The following is a 20,744-nucleotide window of genomic DNA, read 5'->3' as shown; positions in this document are numbered from 1 at the left end:
CAGGGGAGGTTTTGTAACGAAAAAAAAATGAATGAAGCGGAGTTTAGTTTCCCGGATAAAGGAGAATTTTTTGACCTTGACAGGTATTAAGTATCTTATTGGCCTCGTGCTGATGGGGGGCTTTGCACTGTCAATGATGTCATTCACCAATAGTTATACTGGTGATTTGCTTCCTGCACCGGGTAAAGACACAAAATTAAAAGCAAAAGGCCCTAAAGGTTTTGTAAGCCTTCTGCCCAAGACCAAACCGGTTACCTTGGATCCTACCACAGAAGGTGTTAAACCTGCTGCCATAGATTTATCCGATGTTAAAGTCGATTTAAACAACAAGGTTGAAGATTTTGCAGATAGTTATATACGTAGAGAATATACGGATTTAACCAGAATGAAGTCTTCCGCCAAAGGTATGTTTGCGACCATGGACAGAATTCTGGAAGAAAATCATCTCCCTACCCAGTTAAAATATCTGGCAGTTATCGAAAGCAGCTTACATGCACATCTTAGAATGCGTTCCGGTGCTTTAGGATACTGGCAACTGATGCCTGATGAAGCAGTGAGATATGGCCTGGTTAAAAATGGACATGATTACAGAACTGATTTAACCAGGAGTACGGAAGCTGCAGCAAAATTGCTGACTTCCTTACATGATAAGTATAATGACTGGCTGCTTACAATTGCAGCATATAATGCCGGTGTAGGCGGTGTAAATAAGGCCATTAAGGCTGCCGGTGGTAGTAAGGATTTCTGGAAGGTACAGTATTATTTACCACAGGAAACCCGCAACCATGTCAAGAAATTCATCAGCACCCATTACTTCTTCGAAGGTAGTGGTGGAATAACGACAATGAGCGCCAAGGAAACCAAGAAATTAAAAGAGGAGCTGGCCGCTAATGAAAACGGAAATGAAGTTATTGAGCTGGTTGGAAACACCAACGTGGTTAGAATCAAGGGTATCTATAAGAAAGAAGCAATTTGCAAGGTCTTGAATATCAATGTGAAGGATTTTGATAAGATTAATCCTAATTTCGATAAGGCACTTTCAGACGGACAGTTTTACGACCTGCATTTGCCGGACGGTAAAACAGACCAGTTTATGAAAAAGAAGGACCAGATATTACAGGAATGCTTTAATAATCTGTTAGATACTAATTCTTCTTCCAGTGAACAGTTACCGGTAGACAGAACGGCCATTGACCGTTAATCCATCTCAGAACATCACGCGTCCTTTGGGGATGCAAATAATACAAAAGACAAATGGTCACTACAGTTCGTAGTGACCATTTGTCTTTTTATCGGATCGGATCAATCAGGTATTTGCTTAAAACTAGTCGATATAATACGGCAGGTTCAATATCCCCATGACCCTGTTAAAATTACGCTCAAAGAAATTTTTAGGGCGGATAGCAACGGGCGTAGGTATGGAGGCATTACCGTTCATTGAATCCTTAGGGGGAGGCACTACTGCCTTTTCCAGCACAACAATACTATCATAAAAATGAATTCCCTTTACCGAACGGGTAAAATCGCTGACCTTAAGCCTCGGGCTTTGGCTGTGATAGGCATTTATCTGATCTATCCAGTTCTTGCTGTATTCAATGAATGAGCTTTTCCTTTTATAACCTCCTCCGTAAATGGGCCAGTAAGAAGTGTGGAGGTCTTCACAGAGGTAAACGCCATCTGATTTTATGTGCGAGAATATCTCCTCAAAGGAGACTATCTGTTGTTTCATGGTATGTCCGCCATCGTCAATAAAAATATCAATGGGCGGCAGTTGAGCCATTGTTTTTTTCAGGAATTCTCTGTCTGACTGACTTCCAATAAATATTTTCGTCTGATCGTCTTCAAACTGTTTACAGTTGGGATCGATATCTATGGCATATAATTTAGCCTTCGGGCCAAAATAATTCTGCCACATTTTCAGACTGCCACCCTGGTAAACACCAATTTCCAGGATAACGATTTCCTTATCCCGGTATTTTGAGAAGTGCCGGTCATAAATATCAAAATAATGGTGCCACTTATGGATGAGTCGGCCCGTATTGTTTTCAAAATATTGTTGGATATCGTTCATCTGTTGCTTAATATGATAGTTAATGCGCCAAAACCGTTTAAAGGCTTCATTTGGTGAATTTTATACACAAATATGTGGCCAATTTAAGTGCGCTGTCCGGCGGCTGATTTTCAATGGGAGTAAATGTACTACATTCTCCAATATCTAGATCCATTGGAAAAGATAAATCAGAATCGGACGTGAGTTTGTCGAGCACTGAGCTTCTGTTGTTTACTTAACCGCCTGTATTTTTACTAACCGCTGATAGATGCCTTCCGGAATGGCCATTAAATCTTCATGGTTGCCTCTTTCTGCAATTTGACCTCCCTGCAGGACAATAATTTCATCTGCGTTGCGGATAGTGCTGAGTCTGTGTGCGATGACCAGGGAAGTGCGGTTGCTCATCATTTTATTGATGGCATCCTGTACCAGTCTTTCACTTTCGGTATCCAGCGAAGAGGTCGCTTCATCTAAAATTAGTATCGGTGGGTTTTTGACCACGGCTCTGGCAATGGTTAATCTTTGCTTTTCTCCACCACTGAGTTTACCGCCTCTGTCGCCAATATTGGCATCAAATCCTTCTTCCTTTTTTTCAATAAACTGGTAGGCATTGGCTATTCTGGCGGCCTGTTGAATCTCCTGATCACTGGCGTCGGTTTTACCAAGCGCTATATTGCCCTTTATGCTGTCATTAAACAAGATAGGTTCCTGGGTGACAATACTGATATGGCTTCTAAGAGACTGCAATGAATAATCCTTAATATTTACCCCGTCAATAAGCAGCTCGCCCTGACTAACATCATGAAATCTGGGGACTAAATCTGCTAGTGTACTCTTGCCGGCACCGCTGCTTCCGACCAGGGCTACCGTTTTACCCTTTGGAATAGTGAGATTTATGTTTTTAAGGATCAGGTGTTCTGCGTCGTAACCAAAACTGACATTTTTAAATTCAATCTGGTGTTTAAAATCCAGTTCCTGGCGACCATTATCTTCAATAACCAGTGGCGTATTAAGCAGCTGCTCAATCCTGTCCAGGGCGGCTCCGCCGCGTTGCATATTGAAAAAGGCAGTGGAAAGGGATTTGGCCGGGTTTATAATAATGGCAAACATGGCGATATAGCTTAAAAGATCGCCACCGGAAAGGGTCTTGTATTTGACGGCCAGCAAGCCGCCACAAAACAGTATGGCCGCCAGTACGATAACACCCAACACTTCTGTCATCGGGGAAGCCAGATCCCTTCTGCGGGCCATTTTATTACGCACATTAAACATGCGGTCGTTTACTGTCTCAAATTTTTGTCCCAGTAATTTCTCCGCTAAAAATGCCTTAACCACGCGCATACCGGACAAGGTTTCATCAATCAGTGATAAGGCAACGCTTAACTGTTCAGACATTTCCTTTGACTGCCTTTTTAGTAACCGGCTGACCCGGCCAATCAAAACGGCGGTCAGGGGCAGTAATATAAAAAGGCCGATAGATAGTAAAGGACTGATTACAATCATGGCAATCAGATAACCCAGTATCGTCAAAGGGTCTTTTATCAGGCCCTCCAGTGTGGAGACCACCGAGGCATCCACCTCCGCTACGTCATTGGTCATTCTGGAGATTATATCTCCTTTTTTCTGTTCCGTAAAAAAGCCAATGGGTAGTACCAGGGTTTTCAGGTACAGATCACTTCGCAAATGGCGCACAATGGAGCTGCGGATAGGGGCGCTCATAACATTGGAACCGTAAATGCAGATATTTTTTAAAAAAGTAAGGATAATGATTAAGATACAGACGGCACCAAGGGTATAGACCTTACCATGGTCTGCCATCATATCATTGAGGATATTGGACACACTTTGTCCTACTGCTTTGGATTTAATCAAATCATTGGTGCCGTTTTCCCCGTCAGAGACAATCAACGATATGAAAGGGGCCAGCATGCCCAGGGAAAATACCCCGAAAACGGTCCCTAGTATTGTCAGTATACTATAGGTGGCCAGTTTTGCTTTATAATAACTCAGATACTTGAATATTCTTTTAAATTTCTTCATTGTTTATCCCTGGTAGAGTGCAAAAGTAACTAAATTTACAGCCAATAAACGTGTAAAGATTATGCAAGAAGGAAAAAGGCAAAAACAAGTGGCCAGTGTCATCAAAGAAGAAATGAGTGCCATTTTCAGGCATCTGGACCTGAGTATGACCCATGGCGGAATGGTTTCCATTGCAGATGTTAAGGTAACGCCCGATTTATTGGAAGCAAGAATTTATTTAAGTTTTTTCCAGGTTGCTGATACTCAGGCTGCTATATTGCGTATTGAGCAAAAGGCCTGGGAAATCAAGAAATTGCTAAGTCAGGCACTGGGTAAGACCTTAAGACGTATCCCGGTCATTCATTACTTTTTGGATGATACGCTGGATCATGTTTTCCATATCGAAGAACTTTTAGCCAAGATTAATCAGAATTCAGATAAAGATAACGATTAAAAATAATATTTTGGGCACACCGGCTTTTTTAAGCGATAGGCTAAAACAGCCCAAGTAACCTTTTCAAGCACATGAATTTTCTTTTCGCCTGGCGATATTTTAAATCAAAAAAATCCACCAATGCTATCAATATCATTAGTTGGATTAGTGTGATTGCTATCGCAGTAGGGGCGGCCGCTTTGATTATGGTACTGAGTGTATTTAACGGATTTCAGAGTCTGGTAAAATCAATGTATGGCGATTTTTACCCTGATCTCAGGGTCATGGCCAGAACGGGTAAGTATATGACCCTGGATTCCGGACAGATTGCCAAACTTCATCAGATTCATGAAATAAAAGACCTGAGTCTGGTCATTGGAGAGAAGGCGCTGCTGACCAATGGCGAATACCAGTCAATTGCTGTTCTAAAAGGTGTTGATAGCAATTATGATCATGTCGTACATCTGTCCAGGCATATTGAACAAAATGGCCATTATGGCCTTGGGGTGGAACGGGCCCCGCTGTTGGTATTGGGAGGGGGCATTGCCAGCAGTATTGGCGCAGACGCTAATTCTACGGTACCTTTGGTCGTATATTTACCCAATCGCAATAGCTCACTTCGCACGGATTTGCAATCTGCTATGAACTCCTATGAAATTAAGGAGGTGGGTATTTTCCGCATTCAGGAAGGCTTTGATAATAAATATGCCTTTACCAACCTGAATTTTCTGCGGTATATGGTGGAATTACCCAAGGATTATTATACAGAAGTAGCCATTGCGATCAAAGCTGAAACGGATTTATATAGCGTTAAAAAGAAGATTCAGAGGCAATTAGGTAATAAATATGTGGTGGAGACCCGTTTTGAACAAAATCAGAGTCTGTTTACCGTTATGCAAATGGAAAAATGGATTATTTATATCATTTTATCAATCATATTAATTATTGCCGCTTTCAATATGGTCGGAGCGCTGACCATGCTGGTGCTGGAAAAAAGAAAAGATATTGCTATTTTAAAAGCACTGGGGGCAAGTAAAAAGGTAATTCAGCGCATATTTCTGACAGAAGGGTTTCTTTTAGCCGGACTCGGCGGCCTGATGGGTATGTTTATCGCTTTCATTGTCTGTCTGCTTCAACAAAAATTTCATCTGCTGAAATTGGAGGGAGGGTCCTTTGTCGTTGACTATTATCCTGTAAAAATGCATGTGTTAGACTTTTTGTTAGTAGGACTTACGGTCTTTTTGGTGGCCTTGTTAGCTGCCTGGGTGCCGGCCAGAAAAGCGGCAACGAAGCACTTTTCGCTTAAAAGCTAGGCATTATTTTATTAAAGTATCATCATCTTGCCATTACAATTTTTCTTCTTACCCACGCTCAGGATGCTGTTTTTCTCAAATCTATCTTGATAATTAATCAATTACAAGCATTTATAATTGCCAGTCGATTTCGGTAGGCGTCAGCCTGGTTTACCGATGCTTACATTCACTCAGTTTATATAGCAGCAAATCTATCGGTGTTAAGGATTTACAGAAGTCCGCTTTGCCACCATTGCTCAATGTGAAAACCATTTAGAAATTTGACGGAAAAATATAGCCAGCATAACAATATGCTAACAGGAAACAAAATTGAAAAAAATCATGATTTTTTAATTTCAGGATTAACTTTTATTGCTTTTTTCGGAAGTTTTTTAGGGTCGGGATTCTTGTATATATTAATTTAATAAATCATTTTTTGTTTAAACAATGATTACGATTCCTCGTTAAAGTTTTCTTTAAATAAAATTTGCTCTGCCAAATATTGGCGGTATTAAAATATAATTCATCATCAAAAAGAAGTAGTTCATCAGGATTTAAATTCTGTTATGTTAATGGTAATAACAAAAATGACGTTAATTGTATAATTGATATTAATATATATGAAATCTGGCATGCATATTTTCAGACATAATATAACGGTGAAAATAATTCACAATTTATAATTGTTAGTATGACAAATAAAGCGTTTGATTTGGTCCTTGAAAATTTTTAAAATAAAAAATCACTCAAACGATTGCGTTAAGGTTTGATCAATTTTTATAATAATATTGTTGGGTATTTAGACAATTAATTCCTAACATCCAAGATTTATGAAGACACTCTTTCTTTGTTTCTTTTCATGCTTGTGTATGACTTTAGCCGCTCAAAGTCCGGTTGTAATAAATGGACAAGTTACTGATACGGCAGGAGTACCTATTTCCGAAGCCACGATTAAGGCTGGAAAAAGAGGTACGGTATCAGATTTAAGCGGGCGTTTTAGACTACAGGTTTCCAGCCTGCAATCTGAAATATCTGTAAGTCATGTGGGCTATGTAACCCTTAATTTAAAATTGAACGGACAGGATTCCATTCAATGTATGATGACATCAAGCAGTGATAATGATTTGTCCGATGTCGTCGTCATCGGTATGCAGCAACAATCCATAAGAAATACAGTTTCTGCTGTTTCCGGGATTGTTGGTAAAGATATTAATAACCGTCCAGTGACCAGTGTGGACCAGTTACTGCAAGGTAAAATTGCGGGCATGAATGTTCAGGTTTCCAGCGGGGAGCCGGGTGTGGCTCCAACGGTCGTTGTAAGAGGGAATTCTACGGTCAGAACGGATATTGGAGATGATCCGAATGTACAGCAGGCGCAGGCTATGAGCGGTCCACTATATGTAATTGATGGAATACCAATCGATCCAGCAGATATTTCTAATAATGCGGGCGCTACAGGAACGAACTTTCTGGCAGGTCTGAATATAAACGATATAGAATCTGTTGTTGTTCAAAAGGATGCAGCTGCCACTGCTGCCTGGGGTTCAAGAGGCGCGAATGGGGTCATTTATATCACGACCAGAAAGGCTACTTCTAAAACGCCGGTCTTTGGGGTGAATGCTTATTACGGAAGAAACAGTAAGCCGCAATTGATTCCGACACTTACGGGATCTGCAGAAAGGACGGCTAAGATTGACATTCTTAAAGAATATGCTACGGATGATCAGCTGAAGAGTCTGCCGCAGTTATTAACAGATAGTCTCAATCCTTCATTTAATAATGCAACGGACTGGCAGAAAATGTTCTATACGTCTTCCAATGTATACAATGTGGATGCAACAATGAGTCAGGCTGCCGAAAATGTAAATTACAGAATCTCACTGGGGTATTATAATACAGAGGGGATTATCCGCAATACGGGGTATCAGCGCTATTCAGTCAGGGGTAATTTTAATTTTAAAATCAGCCCTAAGCTTAATAGCCAGTTAGTAGTTGGATTAGTAAAGGAGGCGAGACAGGCAGGTAGAAAATACCAGAATTCTGATGACAATACGCCCTTTAGCGGTTCTTCCCAACCTACCTCATTCTACTATATCAATGAATTTGATCAAAACAGTTATTTGGGAGAGTCTACTAAACTCAGAAATTTAAACGGTAATGACAATTATACGGCATCCATGACTTTAAATTATGATATAGCCAAAGGAATCCGTTATACATTACAAGGAGGGGCTAACTCCTATGTTCAGTCAAAAGATTATTTTATGCCTTCCAATATTGATGCGGTAGCGGCTGAAACCGGTTCGGACGCGACACAACAATCTTATGCGGAATCTTCAAGAGGAACCTATGCGACCTACCTGTTTACCAATAGTCTTAATCTTGATAAAGATTTTAAAACCGCAAAAGGGAATAAGCATCAGTTTAATCTGACCCTATCTCAACAGTATAATACGATTATCAGTAGCGGAAATTCAGTTTCCGGATATAATACGCCTACTAATGATATTCAGACTGTTACCGGGATTCCGCAATCTGACCTGTCTGGCTATTCTTATTATAATAAGGATGCATTATTGTCTTTGGTCAGCCAGCTGCAATATAACTATAACGGAAAATATCTGTTATACGGTTCTTACAGAGGTGACGCGTCTTCCAGATTTGGAAAGAATAATAAATGGGGATATTTTCCCGCAGCGGGTGCCGCGTGGATTGTATCTGATGAGAATTTCATGAAAGGAGCCAAAGGTGTGATTGACTTTTTGAAATTCAGATTCAGCTGGGGTATTGCCGGTAAGAATGCCAGTGATTTTTATGCGCCATATAATCAATATCAGATCAGTGGGACGTATAATGGTACTACGGCTATTCAGCCAAGTTATACCAATGGACTTACCAAAAGCGATTTGACCTGGGCTAAATCCGAGCAAAAAGACCTGGGCTTTGATTTGTATTTGTTTAAAAACAGGGTTCAGATTAATACAGATTTTTATGACAAATTGGATAAGAATCAGTTCTTTACCTTCAATTTGCCCTTTTATACAGGATTTGAATCCATTAATATAAATGCCAGCGATTTATGGGTGGATAACAGAGGAGTGGATATTACTATCAATACGCATAACCTCGCGCCTTCCAGTGAATTACAGTGGAACAGCCAGTTAGTACTGACTTTCCAGAAAAACCGGATCGCCAAATTGCCCAACAACAACAGAACCTTTGTTATCGATGATTACGCATCTGGCGTTTCAAGAATCTACGCAGTAGGTCAGCCTATTTATGAAATGTATCAGATGGATTATCAGGGTGTATATAATCATCAGGATGAGATTCCATATAATCCACTGACAGGTAATGTTATTACTTATTTTAAAGGGTATTATCCTGTACAAGTAGGCTATCCTAAATGGCGGGACGCCAATGGAGACGGGGATGTGTGGACCGGAGAAGACAATGGGGATCAATACGGTGATAGAGTACCGACAGGAGATCCAAATCCTAAATTCTTCGGCGGATTCACCAACGATTTTACCTATAAGAATTTTACCTTGACCATTGCCAGCGTATTTACCTTTAAAAGAACTGTGGTGAATACTTTCTGGCAACAGCAGATGGACGCAATGGGTGGAAATCTTAAAAACTTTGCAAAGAACAGGTTGCCTGATCTAAGTGAAGTGAATTACTGGACCCCTGCAAAAGCGGAAGATCCCAATTATAAAGCTTCTTTCCCCTCCATCAGCCCATATAACGCTTATTTCTATCAGTTTTTTCCTTTCTCTGACATGTTTAATGTCGATGGGAGCTATTTTAAAATCAAACAGGTGGTGCTGAATTACCTGTTACCACAGAAATTCACGGAGCGCCTGAAAGTGAATCATATTAATGCTTATGCAATGATGTATAATGTATTAATACTGAAAAATAAGAAAAACACGATGCCTGATCCTGAGGCGGTAGATCAGTTGGGGATTTATACCGGTGGATTATACCCGCAGGCAAAAACATTCACGGTTGGTCTTAATATAGAATTCTAATACCCTTTTATCAATGATTAAAATAGAAATCATGAAAAATTATTCATCTTCTAAAAAAATTATCTTATATCTGTTTATTGTTATTGGGGTATCCATGAATATATCCTGTAATAAACAGATCAATAATGCACCCATAAGTTCCACCTACGGTAGTGAATTCTGGACCTCCCAGACTGCTGTTTCACAGGCAGAGGCTGCGATGATGACACAGCTGAGGGCCTCGTTAAGGGTATCTTCGGGAAGCGGTGTTGATCAGAATGAACCATGTTTTTTTGTATACGGCGATCTGGTCAGTAATTTGTTCAGATATGCGAGCGGAGACACCTTTTTGCAATATGGCCTGACGCCTGATGGCTCCATTCCGTGGAACTTTTCCTATGTTCCTTACTGGGGAAATTTACTGGACTGGTCCAGATTTTATAAAGTTATTGCCTTGGCTAATTTGATTTCTGAGAATGTCCAATCGATGGATGCAAGTCTTTTCTCCAGCGAAAAAGTACGGAGTCAGTATATAGCCAGAGCTTTATTTATCAGGGCTTACACTTATTTTTATATGACCCGCGTATGGGGAGATCCGGTTTATGTTGCCAGAACATATAATGACGCTGATTATGGACATATTGAGGCATTGCCACGTAGTCCTGAAAAGGATGTGCTGGACAGCTGTTTAAAGGATCTGCACACTGCAGAGGCCAGTCTGGATTATGCCGGAGGTGATGCTTCTGAAAGCTTATCTCCGAATAAGGGGAGTGCAGAGGCGCTGATGGCGCATATTTTTGCCTGGAAGCATGATTATGACAGTACGCATTATTATTGCCAGAAGGTCATCACTGAAGGAGGATATTCTTTGGAGCCAATGGCCACCTATACCAATATCTGGCAGGGGCAGAAATCTAATGAAAGTATATTTGAGATCTCCATGACCTACAATGATAAAGATCCTAATTTTAAAGGTGGTGGTGACTATGCTGAAGCCAACTTTAATATGTTCGGGCTCTTTTTGAAAGGTTCCATTGTCAGCGAACAAAGATCCAGCTGCTGGATAGCTCCTGCGGAAGGATTGATTGATCAGGAACTGTTTGATACTTCTAAAGATCTGAGAGCTAAAAGTATTTTATCCTATCAACAGGCCTCAGGCGGAGATCCTGCGGGGTATATGCTTTTAAAATATACCAATTTTGCTTTCCAGTCTCCGGATACCAAGGAATATCCTTATATCAATAATAATTTAGTGCTGTTAAGATTATCTGATATGTATTTATTGGATGCTGAAGCGCTTGCCTATAAAGGGGATCTGAGCGGAGCTGCAGCTGATCTGAAAATGACGGAAGACAGAGCAGGAATTAATAATTATGCATCGATAACGTCCAAGGATAATATGATAGATGAAATTATCAAGGAACGTGGTCGTGAATTTATTGGGGAAGGAGAGTGGTACTATGATTTAATCAGAACAAATTATACCCAAGGCTGGTTGCAGAAAATCGGGTATCCATCCACCAGGGTAAGTGCCACCAATAAAGGTTATTACTGGCCAATTGATATGGAAACCTTATTCCCTTATGATAATCAGTTGGTTCAGAATCCTTATTGGCAGAATAATGCAGGCAGATAACAAGTTTAATTTCTAAAAATTGACTACAAAGAAATATTCTATGAAAAATTATAAAATAGCCATTTTGCTGATAACTGCGTCCCTTTCCATTTTGGGATGTCAGAAAAAATATATCACAGGCGGTAAGATAGAGGATATTAATAAGTATAGTTCATTAAGTACTTATGATGCATTAAGCTCAATGTCCCAGTTTGATACGCTAGTGCAGGTGATTGATGCCGCTGGTCTTAAGGACGAAATCAATAAAGCTCAATCCACCTTCTTTGCACCTAGTGACGCTTCTGTATATAATTATCTGAATGAAAGGACCATTGATATTCAGGCAACAGTTGATCAGTATGCCAAGTTTACCCTGGATTCCCTAAAATATCATCTGGAAAAGAATATAGACGGGATTGCGGATTCTTTAAAAATGTATATCATCCCCAGTGTATTAAATGTTGATGCCAAATTGAGCTCCACCGGATCTTTTTATAAAACGGGGCTGAGCGGTGATTCTGCCATTGTATCCTATGAATATACCTATGATGAAAATATGGGATATTCCGACCTGGTATCCACTCCGCCCAGGCTGGTTTATTATACCCATCTCTGGAAGCCCTATCAGTTAGATGATCAGGATAGTACAGCGGCCGATATTCCCGCAAAAACCGGTGTTCATACCCTGGTCACCACTTCTTTTATGAATACACAAAACGGAGTGGTGCATGTTTTATCTCCCGGGTCCACCTTATTTTTCTATGGCACCAAAGTGGAAGATTAAAAACAAAAAGCGGGGATTGATTCAATAATACTTAATAGTTAATTTTCATATTATGCATAAAAGAATTTATATAGGGTTAATGAGTATAGCTGCAATACTGTGGGTGGTCAGTTGTACGAAGATCGCAGATGGGTATTTAAGTCCTACCATGCAATATTCCACTAAATTGTTTGAAGTTCCGCAAGGGCAATATGCTGCGTCTAATTCACTGGTAGCCGATGGTTCCAATTTGCCATTGAAAGTGCGCTGGACACACATCTATGATTCGACAGGAGAGAATGTAGACGCGATTTTTTCTAAGAAGTACCTGGTGGATGTGTGGAGTGCTTCCTATGATTCTAAAACGGATACGACTTATGCATTGGTCAGAGCTAAAATTACATCTGACAGCCTTACTCCCTTTACTGTGAACGAAACCAGTGGCGTGATTACGACTAATAAAGCCACTCAATATGTCCCCTTAGGATCATATACGCTGGATCTGGAAGTGACCAACTCTGCCGGTACCATTGAGCTCCCCAAGGCGATTACCATTAAAATCATAACAGCTTCACCGGTTCAGACGGTCGATGATGACGGAGTAGGATCGTTTAGTCTGTCCAGGCTGAATGCGAATACCCCAACAGGCGCTTCCACAAAGGATGGCGTTACCAGTGTATTTTTTAACGGGAATTATAATCCTTTTGTCAGGTATAGTGTAACCAAGGTATCTGATACGGGAAATGTCATGATTGTAAAAGTAACCGATAGAAACGGAGTGCCCTTTTCTCCTAAAAATGGTGAGATCGCCAAAAGGCCTAATTCCGGATTAAATCCAAATCCTCCATATTTACAGAATCTGCAGGATTATGCTCCCGACACTTACCAGGCATTAGACACTGCCATGTTCCTGAAATATCCGATAACTCCCTTCCCGATTAGTTCTTTAGGGAATGGATATAATATGTACTATATTTTACCTACTAAATATGTGCATATGGATAGTACTTCTACCTGGAGCTCTAATGTATCCGGTGTGTTTTATCAGGGAAAGACAGATAGTCATTACTTAGGAGAGTTTAAAGACGGTCTGTATGATTACTCCCTGCGCATCCCCTTAAGGATACAGGTGCCGGGAACCTATATATATAGCATTCAATTACTAAATGCTACCCATCGCTAGTCGCTTCCGGTTGGAGATCTAAAAGGATTTCTTTTAATACTCCCATTAAAAAACCACTAGTAAAATATCCAGATTAAAAAGCGATATTTTACCAGTGGTTTTTTCTTTTGTGACAGGGGCACCGTTTTTTTGAGGGACACTGAAGAGGAGATTTTAGAATATATCTTCCAATTCTTTTAAATGACGGATTTCATAAGTGGCCAGGTGTTTAGTGTCATCCTCAATGTGGTTGGTGAAAACACTGTCCATCCCAAAATTGGCCGCACCCTGTATGTCAGCAATTAGGTTATCGCCAATCATAATACTGTTTTTTGGTGTTGCCCCTGTAACATCCATTGCATATTCGAAAATGCCCGCATTGGGTTTAAGGCAACCACTTTGCTCCGAAGTAATCATGATTTCAAAATAGTCCTGGAGTCCGGCATTGACCAGTTTTTGCTCCTGTATACGGTTAAACCCATTGGTTATCAGGTGAAGATTGTACTTTTTCTTTTTAAGATAGTCCAGAATTTCAAAGGTATAGGGGAAGACCTTAGTGCGGATGGGTAACCGGTCTAAAAAGTCCTGACTTAAGCTTCTGGCCAGCGGCTCATCGCCGATTTTAAAGTCAAGCAATGTAAGAAACATCCTTTTCCATTTAAGCTCTCTTTGTATAATCAGCCCTTTGGTGTAACGGTCCCACAGCTTTTTATTGTGATAGGTATACTTTTCATAAAAGCTTTCAAATGGTTCAATGCCTCTAAGAGCCAGCTCATGATGCAAATAGCTTTCCTTGAGGGCATCCTTTGCATTGGCCTCAAAATCCCATATAGTATGATCCAAATCAAAAAATAGATGCTGGTAGGTCTTCATGAGGACAAATTTAAAACGAAAAAGGCGCGCAGAAAAACTGCGCACCTTTAAATATTTAAAAAATTAGCTTTAAAAGTTAAAAGTTCTCCTGGACATGTTCCATCTCAGACCAAACATGAACATTTTTACGTGATCTTTTGGAATGGTTTCTATATCATGACGGCGATAGGTGAAATTTGCGTCAAAATACAAGTTCTGCAGGATTTCATAAGAGGCGGTAAGTGATCCTAGCAGGCCATTTAATTTAACCCCGCCTCCGGTAGAATAACCATTGTCACTCAAACGGTTGTCTTTATAGTTCCTGAAAAGGTCACCGCCGTTATTGGGCTGATCAATAGAGGTTACATAGGCTGCCGCGGTATCCAAACCTTTTGTATAAAGTGTCCCCATGATTTCGATGTTCAACCTGGGAATAGGCTGATAATTAGCAATACCTATCAATTCCTTGAAATTGGCGCCTAGCGGGTGTGCCAGCGGTTGATTATAGTGGAGGAAGTTGTTCTGGGCCCATTTATCCATATAGGTAAATGGACGAACCAGGTTGCCTTCCACCTGTAAATCCAGGTTTTTGAGGGTAAAGGCATCTACGTATTTGGCTCCTAACTGGTAACCGAATTTGTTGACCCAGTTACCATCTCCGAATTTAAAGGCCTTATCGATATGGAATTCATTGATCAGCCACTGTCCGTATACTTCAAAATACTTGGCAAAATTGGCTTTGAAGTCCAGGCCGATGCTGGATTTAGCACTATTACCGGTATTCTGTGACATGGAACGGTTGAAGATGGCCGGATTCAGATAGCTGACCTGCAGCCCGCCATTGATTTTGGAGTTGTACATGGTGTTTTCATAAAGACCTATTTTCAGCCAATCGGTGGCCTGCCAGGTCAGATAATGAAACATCATATAGTTTCTGGGACGGGTAGAGTCGGAATTAGGAATAAAGGAGGCAATGGTCTGCGCGCCGACGGCAGTATATTTTATATTGCCAGCCTGTACGCCAAATTTTAAGAAGTAAAACGGAGCGGAATTATCACTTAAGAATAGACTGCGGTAGCCGTCACCAATAAAGAAACGGTCGTATCCTAATTGAAAATCAATGTTTTTACCCGCATGAAAGGTGACGCCACCACGGACATCAAAATAATCATAGCCGTTTTTGCCATAATGCTTGTAATAACCTTTGCCGGGGAGTGAATAATGAGCATCTGTGTACTGGCGGACATACAGCGGATCTCTTTCCTGGTTTTCAGAGAAGAACAGGTAATAACCCAGTCTTTGGTCAACCTGCCCACGTACACGGATTCCTCTTTGGTTAACATAAGTGCTGGTTCCGTCGCTGGAATGACCAAACTGAAGATTCAGTAGCGGATCCACAATGATACTGTATTCAGGCTTGGCGACTTCGTATAAATGAGCCGGTGTTTTGAAAAAGGTATTGAAAATAGGTTTTTTTACCCCAAAGGAGTCCGTATAGTTACGTGTCCAGTCTGAGTTATTCATTAAAAGGCTTCTTAGGTTATATCTGTCTATATCGGTAAGGGTTTCGCCCAGAGCGCCTATTTTATCGAGAGAATCAATCCTTTCCATTCTCTCCGTGATTCTTTTGCGGTCAAAAGGCTTCACAGTCGTAAAGCGCATCACGGAATCACCTCTTAATTTAATGTCCAGACGCTTGATTAACAGATTTTGTTTGTCGCTAAGCTCAATGTTATCGGTTTGCGCCTTAACTTTAAGCGCGGTAAAAGCCAGACAGGTTCCCAGCAGAAGTGCGTACCTAATTTTCATACAAAATTTTTATACTATATATAAATGAGTGACTATTTAATAAAAAACGCCCAAATTGTAAGCGAAGGTAAGACATTTATCAGTGATGTACTCATTCGTAATCAACGAATTGAAAAAATCGCTCCATCCTTGCAGGTTAATTTTAAAGTTCAAGAGATTGATGCAACTGGTTTGTATCTCCTGCCTGGGGTTATTGACGACCAGGTTCATTTCCGGGAACCGGGTCTTACACATAAAGCTGAAATCTACACAGAAGCCAGGGCCGCAGTGGCTGGAGGCGTTACCAGTTTTATGGAAATGCCAAATACCGTGCCACCCGCTTTTACCCTCGAATTACTAGAAAAAAAATATGACCGGGCCCGCGAAGTCTCACTCGCTAATTATTCTTTTTATCTGGGGACATCAAACGATAACCTGGAGGAAATTAAGAAGCTCAATGAGCGTAAAAATGAAATTTGCGGTTTAAAAATATTTATGGGCTCCTCAACAGGGAATCTCCTAGTGAACGACCCTATTGTACTGGACAACGTCTTTGCTACCAGTGAGGTTTTAATTGCTACGCACTGTGAGGAAGAAAGTATCATCAGGGCTAATTACGAGAAACTCAAGGCTGAAAAAGGTATTCTGGAACCGGCGGACCATCCCGTTATCCGTAATGCGGAAAATTGTTTTGAGAGTAGCTTTAAGGCCATTCAATTTGCGCAGAAGCATAATAGCAGATTACATATACTGCACATTACTACGGAAAAAGAGTTACAATTATTCTCTAATATGTTGCCGTTGGAACAAAAACGTATTACCTGTGAGGTTTGTGTTCATCATTTAATCTTTACAGCGGAGGATTATGCCACCAAAGGTTACCTGATTAAATGTAATCCCGCCATTAAGGAAGGATTTAATAAGGACGCGCTCTGGAAGGCACTTTTGGATGATCGACTGGATGTAATTGCTACCGATCATGCGCCTCATTTACTGAGTGAAAAAGGATATCTGCGCAATGAAAAAGGAAAACTTGTCCCTTCTGATACAGCAACCTATGAAAATTCCCATGCGGGTTTGCCACTCGTCCAACATAGTCTTGCGCTCATGTTAGGTTATGTAAAAGAAGGTAAAATTACCATAGAGAAGGTGGTGGAAAAAATGAGCCATGCAGTGGCGCGCTGTTTCCAGATAAAAGACAGAGGCTTTATTAAAGAAGGTTATTTTGCGGATTTAGTACTGGTTAATATGGATAATCCGACCTCTGTTACGCCAGAAAGCTTATATAGTAAATGCGGTTGGTCCCCCTTTGAAGGTGAAACGATGGGAGTAACCATAGAAAAAACTTTTGTAAATGGGCATTTAGTTTATGGAAATCAGGGCTTTGATGAATCTATTAAAGGGCAGAGGCTTTCTTTTAACCGCTAAATCAGCCTTGCTTATACAAATTGGTGGAATCAACAGGTATATTTAAATAAACGCTTTAGGTGTTTTTTTAATCTGTGATTGGAACGTTTTTAAAGTTATCTTATTGGTTATTATGTCGTTAATAGATTTATAGACCCCTTGAGTTTATAAAGGTAGGAGGATTGCTGTGTATGCTATTTAAGCAGGCAGCCCTCTTTAAATTAAAAACTAAACAGGTATGCATGTAGATGACAAAACCTTATATGATTTAGGTGTTATCAGCCGCTATGAACAGCACTCCATTTTACATTATGTGGATTTTACCGTTACCTCTGGGGGTAAGGATTGGCTGCGTTATTTTATAACCAAACCTATGAGCCGGCTGGATGACATTAAAGACCGGCAGCGTTTACTGAGGCATATGACGGATAAAGTGATGCCCGCCATTATTTCTAATGGAACGATGATGGTAATGGATAAGTATTATTATTCACCCATAACCAATATTCCCACATCGCCTTCCGGATTTGATGCGGTTTTATACAGGTGGCTGAGCAGGCCTGATTATGTTCAGGTACGTTACAGTATAGGACATCTGGCAAAATTTGTCCATGGTATGAATATTCTGCACACGATTTATGCGCCTGAATGTCCGGATGGCGAGTTAAAGGAACTGTTGGAAAAGGTAGGAGAGATATTGGAAAGCAACTTCTTTCAAAAACTTGGTAAAATAGGCGCCCGTGTAGATAAAGGGGGGAAATTAACTGGAATAGAAGTTATAAAATATGGTCATCAGCTGTATCAGTACACTGAAAAGAATGGCATGAAATACCTGGAAGAGGCGTTTTTAAAAATAGATGCCTGGTCCAGTATGGCAAGAGCGGTTAGAGAACATCAGCTGACTTTTCCTGAATTAATTGAGAGTCAGGAACCCTTATTACAGGCTACAGGATTATATCATCCTTTATTGGAGACTGCTGTCGCCTATGATATAGCATTAGAAAAAAAGGAAAATTTCCTTTTTTTGACGGGAGCGAATATGGCGGGTAAAAGTACCTTTATCAGGGCTGTGGGCATCGGGTTATATTTAGCAGCCCTCGGAATGGGAGTCCCCGCGAGTTATATGAAGTGCTCAACCTTTGACGGCCTGCTGAGCAATATTGAAGTAACAGACAATACCTTAAACGGCGAGAGCTATTTTTTTAATGAAGTTCAAAGGGTAAAAACAATTGTTGAAAAAATACAGGAAGGGTCTAAATGGCTGATTCTCATTGATGAACTATTTAAAGGTACGAATATTGTGGATGCCATGAAATGTTCAACGACGGTAGTGGAAGGTCTGCGTAAGGTGGATAGTTCAATATTTATCCTTTCAACACATTTATATGAAATAGGAGAGCCACTGCGTAAATATCAGAATATACAGTTTAGATATTTTGAAACGGAAGTAATTGATGATAATCTGATATTTAGTTACCAGTTAAGAGAAGGAATCAGTAATGACCGTTTGGGATATTTAATCCTGCAACGAGAAAAAGTGACAGAATTATTGAATAATCTTTAAAAAAAACGGTATTTAAGTAGCGTACCCCAAAAAAAACATTCAAAATTTTTTGCTAAAATGAAAACAATATTATATTTGTAAAGGTTAAATAATATAACATTTAAAGTTCACCAAAAAATTTGAATTTTGGATTACGATAACAACGACCGGAAGCAACGAAGCGTTTACAGCAGAAAACTTAAGGCAGGAAAGAGGAGAACCTATTTCTTCGATGTGCGTGAAACCAGAGGGAATGATTTTTATGTAACTGTCACAGAAACTCGTAAAAAATTTAACGCAGAGGGGTTTGAAAGGCAGAAAATCTTTATTTATAAGGAAGATTTTAACAAATTTACAGATGTGTTGGCCCAGGCCATCCAGCATGTAAAAACAGAACTGATGCCGGATTTCGATTTTGACCATTATAACCATGAAGACGAAAGAGAAGCTCCCAAACTTCGCGCACCTAGAAGTCAGACGGATTATCATCAAAATGAAAACTTTCAGTATAGAGATGAAGACAATAAACCCGGTGAGAACCTGATGAATAATCAGGATGCTGAGGGGCAGTCTGTGGCTGATTTTGAGGCTGAACGAATTTACCCAGAAGATCAGGAGGGAGAACAGGTGAATCCAAGTTGGGCAATATCTTCTTAATTCATCCTTTTAAGCAGGTTTCGGACATTATAGAGGCTATCTGACTGAGGTTCAATTGCCATAATATTTTTTAAAAAAGCAGTGTAATCACACTGCTTTTTTATTACCTTTGCAGCCCTAAACCAGATATCACTTCTTGTTGGGTGCTGGGAATCAAGGAAAATAAAAACAATTTGGAATTACGGGCGGGTTGTTATACCTTTGCCGTCCGATAAAAAATACAGTTATGGCAAGAGTATGTCAGGTTACAGGAAAAAAACCAATGGTGGGAAACAATGTTTCACACTCTAACATTAAATCCAAGCGTCGTTTCTTACCAAATTTACAAACGAAACGTTTCTTTTATGCAGAGGAAGACCGCTGGATTACATTGAAAGTATCTGCGGATGCAATCCGTACCATCAATAAAAATGGTCTGGATACAGTCGTTAAGCAATTAAGAGCAGATGGCGTAAAAATCTAATCAAAAGTCGACAACAATTAAAGTATTATAGCAATGGCAAAGAAAGGAAACAGGGTTCAGGTAATTTTGGAATGCACAGAACACAAAGCTAGTGGTCTTCCAGGAACCAGCCGTTACATTACACAGAAAAATAAGAAAAATACTGCTGAGCGTTTAGAGCTTAAAAAGTATAATCCTATTTTGAAAAAAGTAACTGTACACAAAGAAATTAAATAATCCTCCCCCGGTAGTAACCGGTGGAACTTATAAATAACGAATTATGGCAAAAGCAGCTAAAACCGCGATTAAAACTAAAGACCAGAAAGCAGCAGCAGACGCTAAAAACTGGACTAAAGTGATTAAAACTGTACGCAGCCCTAAAACCGGCGCTTACACTTTTAAAGAAGCGATCGTACATAAAGACAATATCAAGGAATTTTTAGCAAAATAATTTATTCCTGCTGTTTGATCAGCGGGACGAAATTAATTTGCTGATGCAGAAAAGGTAAGGGAGTACTTTTATTACACCTTATGTATCATTAAGAATACTTCTGCACAGAAACTTACTTACAATCCTCGGGAGAATTTTAATTTTCCCGGATCGTGAAGTCTAAGGCCTCTAAGGATAAAGTCCATATAATGTATTTTACCGTATCGGACCTGGCATTAACCATGCAGGTCCGATACGGTTTTTTATGCCCCTGCCTC

General features: G+C 40.1%; 17 protein-coding genes. 13 read left to right on the top strand and 4 right to left on the bottom strand.

The annotated features are described in order from the left end of the window. The first annotated feature begins 31 nt into the window (after positions 1-31). Complete coding sequence (locus tag BLU80_RS06430) at positions 32-1,201, top strand: lytic transglycosylase domain-containing protein (protein WP_091395297.1); 1,170 nt, start codon at positions 32-34, stop codon at positions 1,199-1,201. Positions 1,202-1,324: 123 nt separating this feature from the next. On the opposite strand, the gene BLU80_RS06425 is transcribed toward BLU80_RS06430, so the two are convergent. Together BLU80_RS06425 and BLU80_RS06420 are read right to left on the bottom strand one after the other, a co-directional pair. Further along, the gene (locus BLU80_RS06425) at positions 1,325-2,071 is read right to left on the bottom strand and encodes a class I SAM-dependent methyltransferase (protein WP_091395294.1); all 747 of its coding nucleotides are present in this window, start codon (positions 2,069-2,071) and stop codon (positions 1,325-1,327) included. Positions 2,072-2,281: 210 nt separating this feature from the next. Next, positions 2,282-4,090 (bottom strand): ABC transporter ATP-binding protein, encoded by a 1,809-nt coding sequence (locus tag BLU80_RS06420; RefSeq protein WP_091395290.1) that lies wholly within the window; start codon positions 4,088-4,090, stop codon positions 2,282-2,284. A 61-nt stretch (positions 4,091-4,151) separates the two neighbouring features. On the opposite strand from BLU80_RS06420, the gene BLU80_RS06415 reads away from it, so the two are divergent. From BLU80_RS06415 to BLU80_RS06390, 6 genes are all read left to right on the top strand, one after another. Next, positions 4,152-4,523 carry a ribosome-binding factor A gene (locus tag BLU80_RS06415; protein WP_091395287.1) on the top strand — a complete coding sequence of 124 codons (372 nt, stop codon included), beginning with the start codon at positions 4,152-4,154 and terminating at the stop codon, positions 4,521-4,523. A gap of 71 nt (positions 4,524-4,594) precedes the next feature. Further along, the gene (locus BLU80_RS06410; RefSeq protein WP_091395284.1) at positions 4,595-5,815 is read left to right on the top strand and encodes an FtsX-like permease family protein; all 1,221 of its coding nucleotides are present in this window, start codon (positions 4,595-4,597) and stop codon (positions 5,813-5,815) included. Positions 5,816-6,663: 848 nt separating this feature from the next. Next, a complete protein-coding gene (locus tag BLU80_RS06405; RefSeq protein ID WP_170831167.1) occupies positions 6,664-9,828 on the top strand; it encodes a SusC/RagA family TonB-linked outer membrane protein in 3,165 nt (1,054 codons plus the stop codon). Positions 9,829-9,859: 31 nt separating this feature from the next. Further along, the gene (locus BLU80_RS06400) at positions 9,860-11,443 is read left to right on the top strand and encodes a RagB/SusD family nutrient uptake outer membrane protein (RefSeq protein ID WP_170831166.1); all 1,584 of its coding nucleotides are present in this window, start codon (positions 9,860-9,862) and stop codon (positions 11,441-11,443) included. A gap of 40 nt (positions 11,444-11,483) precedes the next feature. Beyond that, positions 11,484-12,206 carry a fasciclin domain-containing protein gene (locus BLU80_RS06395; RefSeq protein ID WP_091395274.1) on the top strand — a complete coding sequence of 241 codons (723 nt, stop codon included), beginning with the start codon at positions 11,484-11,486 and terminating at the stop codon, positions 12,204-12,206. A gap of 52 nt (positions 12,207-12,258) precedes the next feature. Continuing rightward, on the top strand, positions 12,259-13,368 hold the full coding sequence (locus tag BLU80_RS06390; protein ID WP_139188096.1) for a hypothetical protein: 1,110 nt from the start codon (positions 12,259-12,261) through the stop codon (positions 13,366-13,368). Between the two features lie 153 nt (positions 13,369-13,521). Here BLU80_RS06390 and BLU80_RS06385 read toward each other — a convergent pair whose 3' ends face one another. Continuing rightward, the gene (locus tag BLU80_RS06385; protein WP_091395269.1) at positions 13,522-14,220 is read right to left on the bottom strand and encodes a YjjG family noncanonical pyrimidine nucleotidase; all 699 of its coding nucleotides are present in this window, start codon (positions 14,218-14,220) and stop codon (positions 13,522-13,524) included. Between the two features lie 69 nt (positions 14,221-14,289). Next, a complete protein-coding gene (locus tag BLU80_RS06380) occupies positions 14,290-16,008 on the bottom strand; it encodes a capsule assembly Wzi family protein (protein WP_244518780.1) in 1,719 nt (572 codons plus the stop codon). A gap of 24 nt (positions 16,009-16,032) precedes the next feature. Between BLU80_RS06380 and BLU80_RS06375 the strand changes: the two genes are divergently transcribed. The 6 genes from BLU80_RS06375 to BLU80_RS06350 all read left to right on the top strand — a co-directional run bounded on the left by BLU80_RS06375 (position 16,033) and on the right by BLU80_RS06350 (position 20,487). Then, positions 16,033-17,415, top strand: coding sequence for a dihydroorotase (locus BLU80_RS06375; protein WP_091395266.1), 1,383 nt, complete (start codon positions 16,033-16,035; stop codon positions 17,413-17,415). Positions 17,416-17,632: 217 nt separating this feature from the next. Continuing rightward, the gene (locus BLU80_RS06370) at positions 17,633-18,958 is read left to right on the top strand and encodes a MutS-related protein (protein WP_091395263.1); all 1,326 of its coding nucleotides are present in this window, start codon (positions 17,633-17,635) and stop codon (positions 18,956-18,958) included. A gap of 126 nt (positions 18,959-19,084) precedes the next feature. Then, positions 19,085-19,594: a DUF3276 family protein gene (locus tag BLU80_RS06365; protein ID WP_091395260.1), complete on the top strand. Its 510-nt coding sequence runs from the start codon at positions 19,085-19,087 to the stop codon at positions 19,592-19,594. A 226-nt stretch (positions 19,595-19,820) separates the two neighbouring features. After that, positions 19,821-20,057 carry a 50S ribosomal protein L28 gene (rpmB, locus tag BLU80_RS06360; RefSeq protein ID WP_091395257.1) on the top strand — a complete coding sequence of 79 codons (237 nt, stop codon included), beginning with the start codon at positions 19,821-19,823 and terminating at the stop codon, positions 20,055-20,057. A gap of 33 nt (positions 20,058-20,090) precedes the next feature. Next, entirely contained in the window at positions 20,091-20,273 is a 183-nt protein-coding gene (rpmG, locus tag BLU80_RS06355) for a 50S ribosomal protein L33 (RefSeq protein WP_091395254.1), read from the top strand. A gap of 43 nt (positions 20,274-20,316) precedes the next feature. Further along, the gene (locus BLU80_RS06350; protein ID WP_091395252.1) at positions 20,317-20,487 is read left to right on the top strand and encodes a DUF4295 family protein; all 171 of its coding nucleotides are present in this window, start codon (positions 20,317-20,319) and stop codon (positions 20,485-20,487) included. Positions 20,488-20,744: the final 257 nt, after the last annotated feature.

Source organism: Arachidicoccus rhizosphaerae, from assembly GCF_900107765.1.
Classification (GTDB): Bacteria; Bacteroidota; Bacteroidia; order Chitinophagales; family Chitinophagaceae; genus Arachidicoccus; species Arachidicoccus rhizosphaerae.
This window is presented reverse-complemented; position numbering and strand designations above follow the sequence as displayed.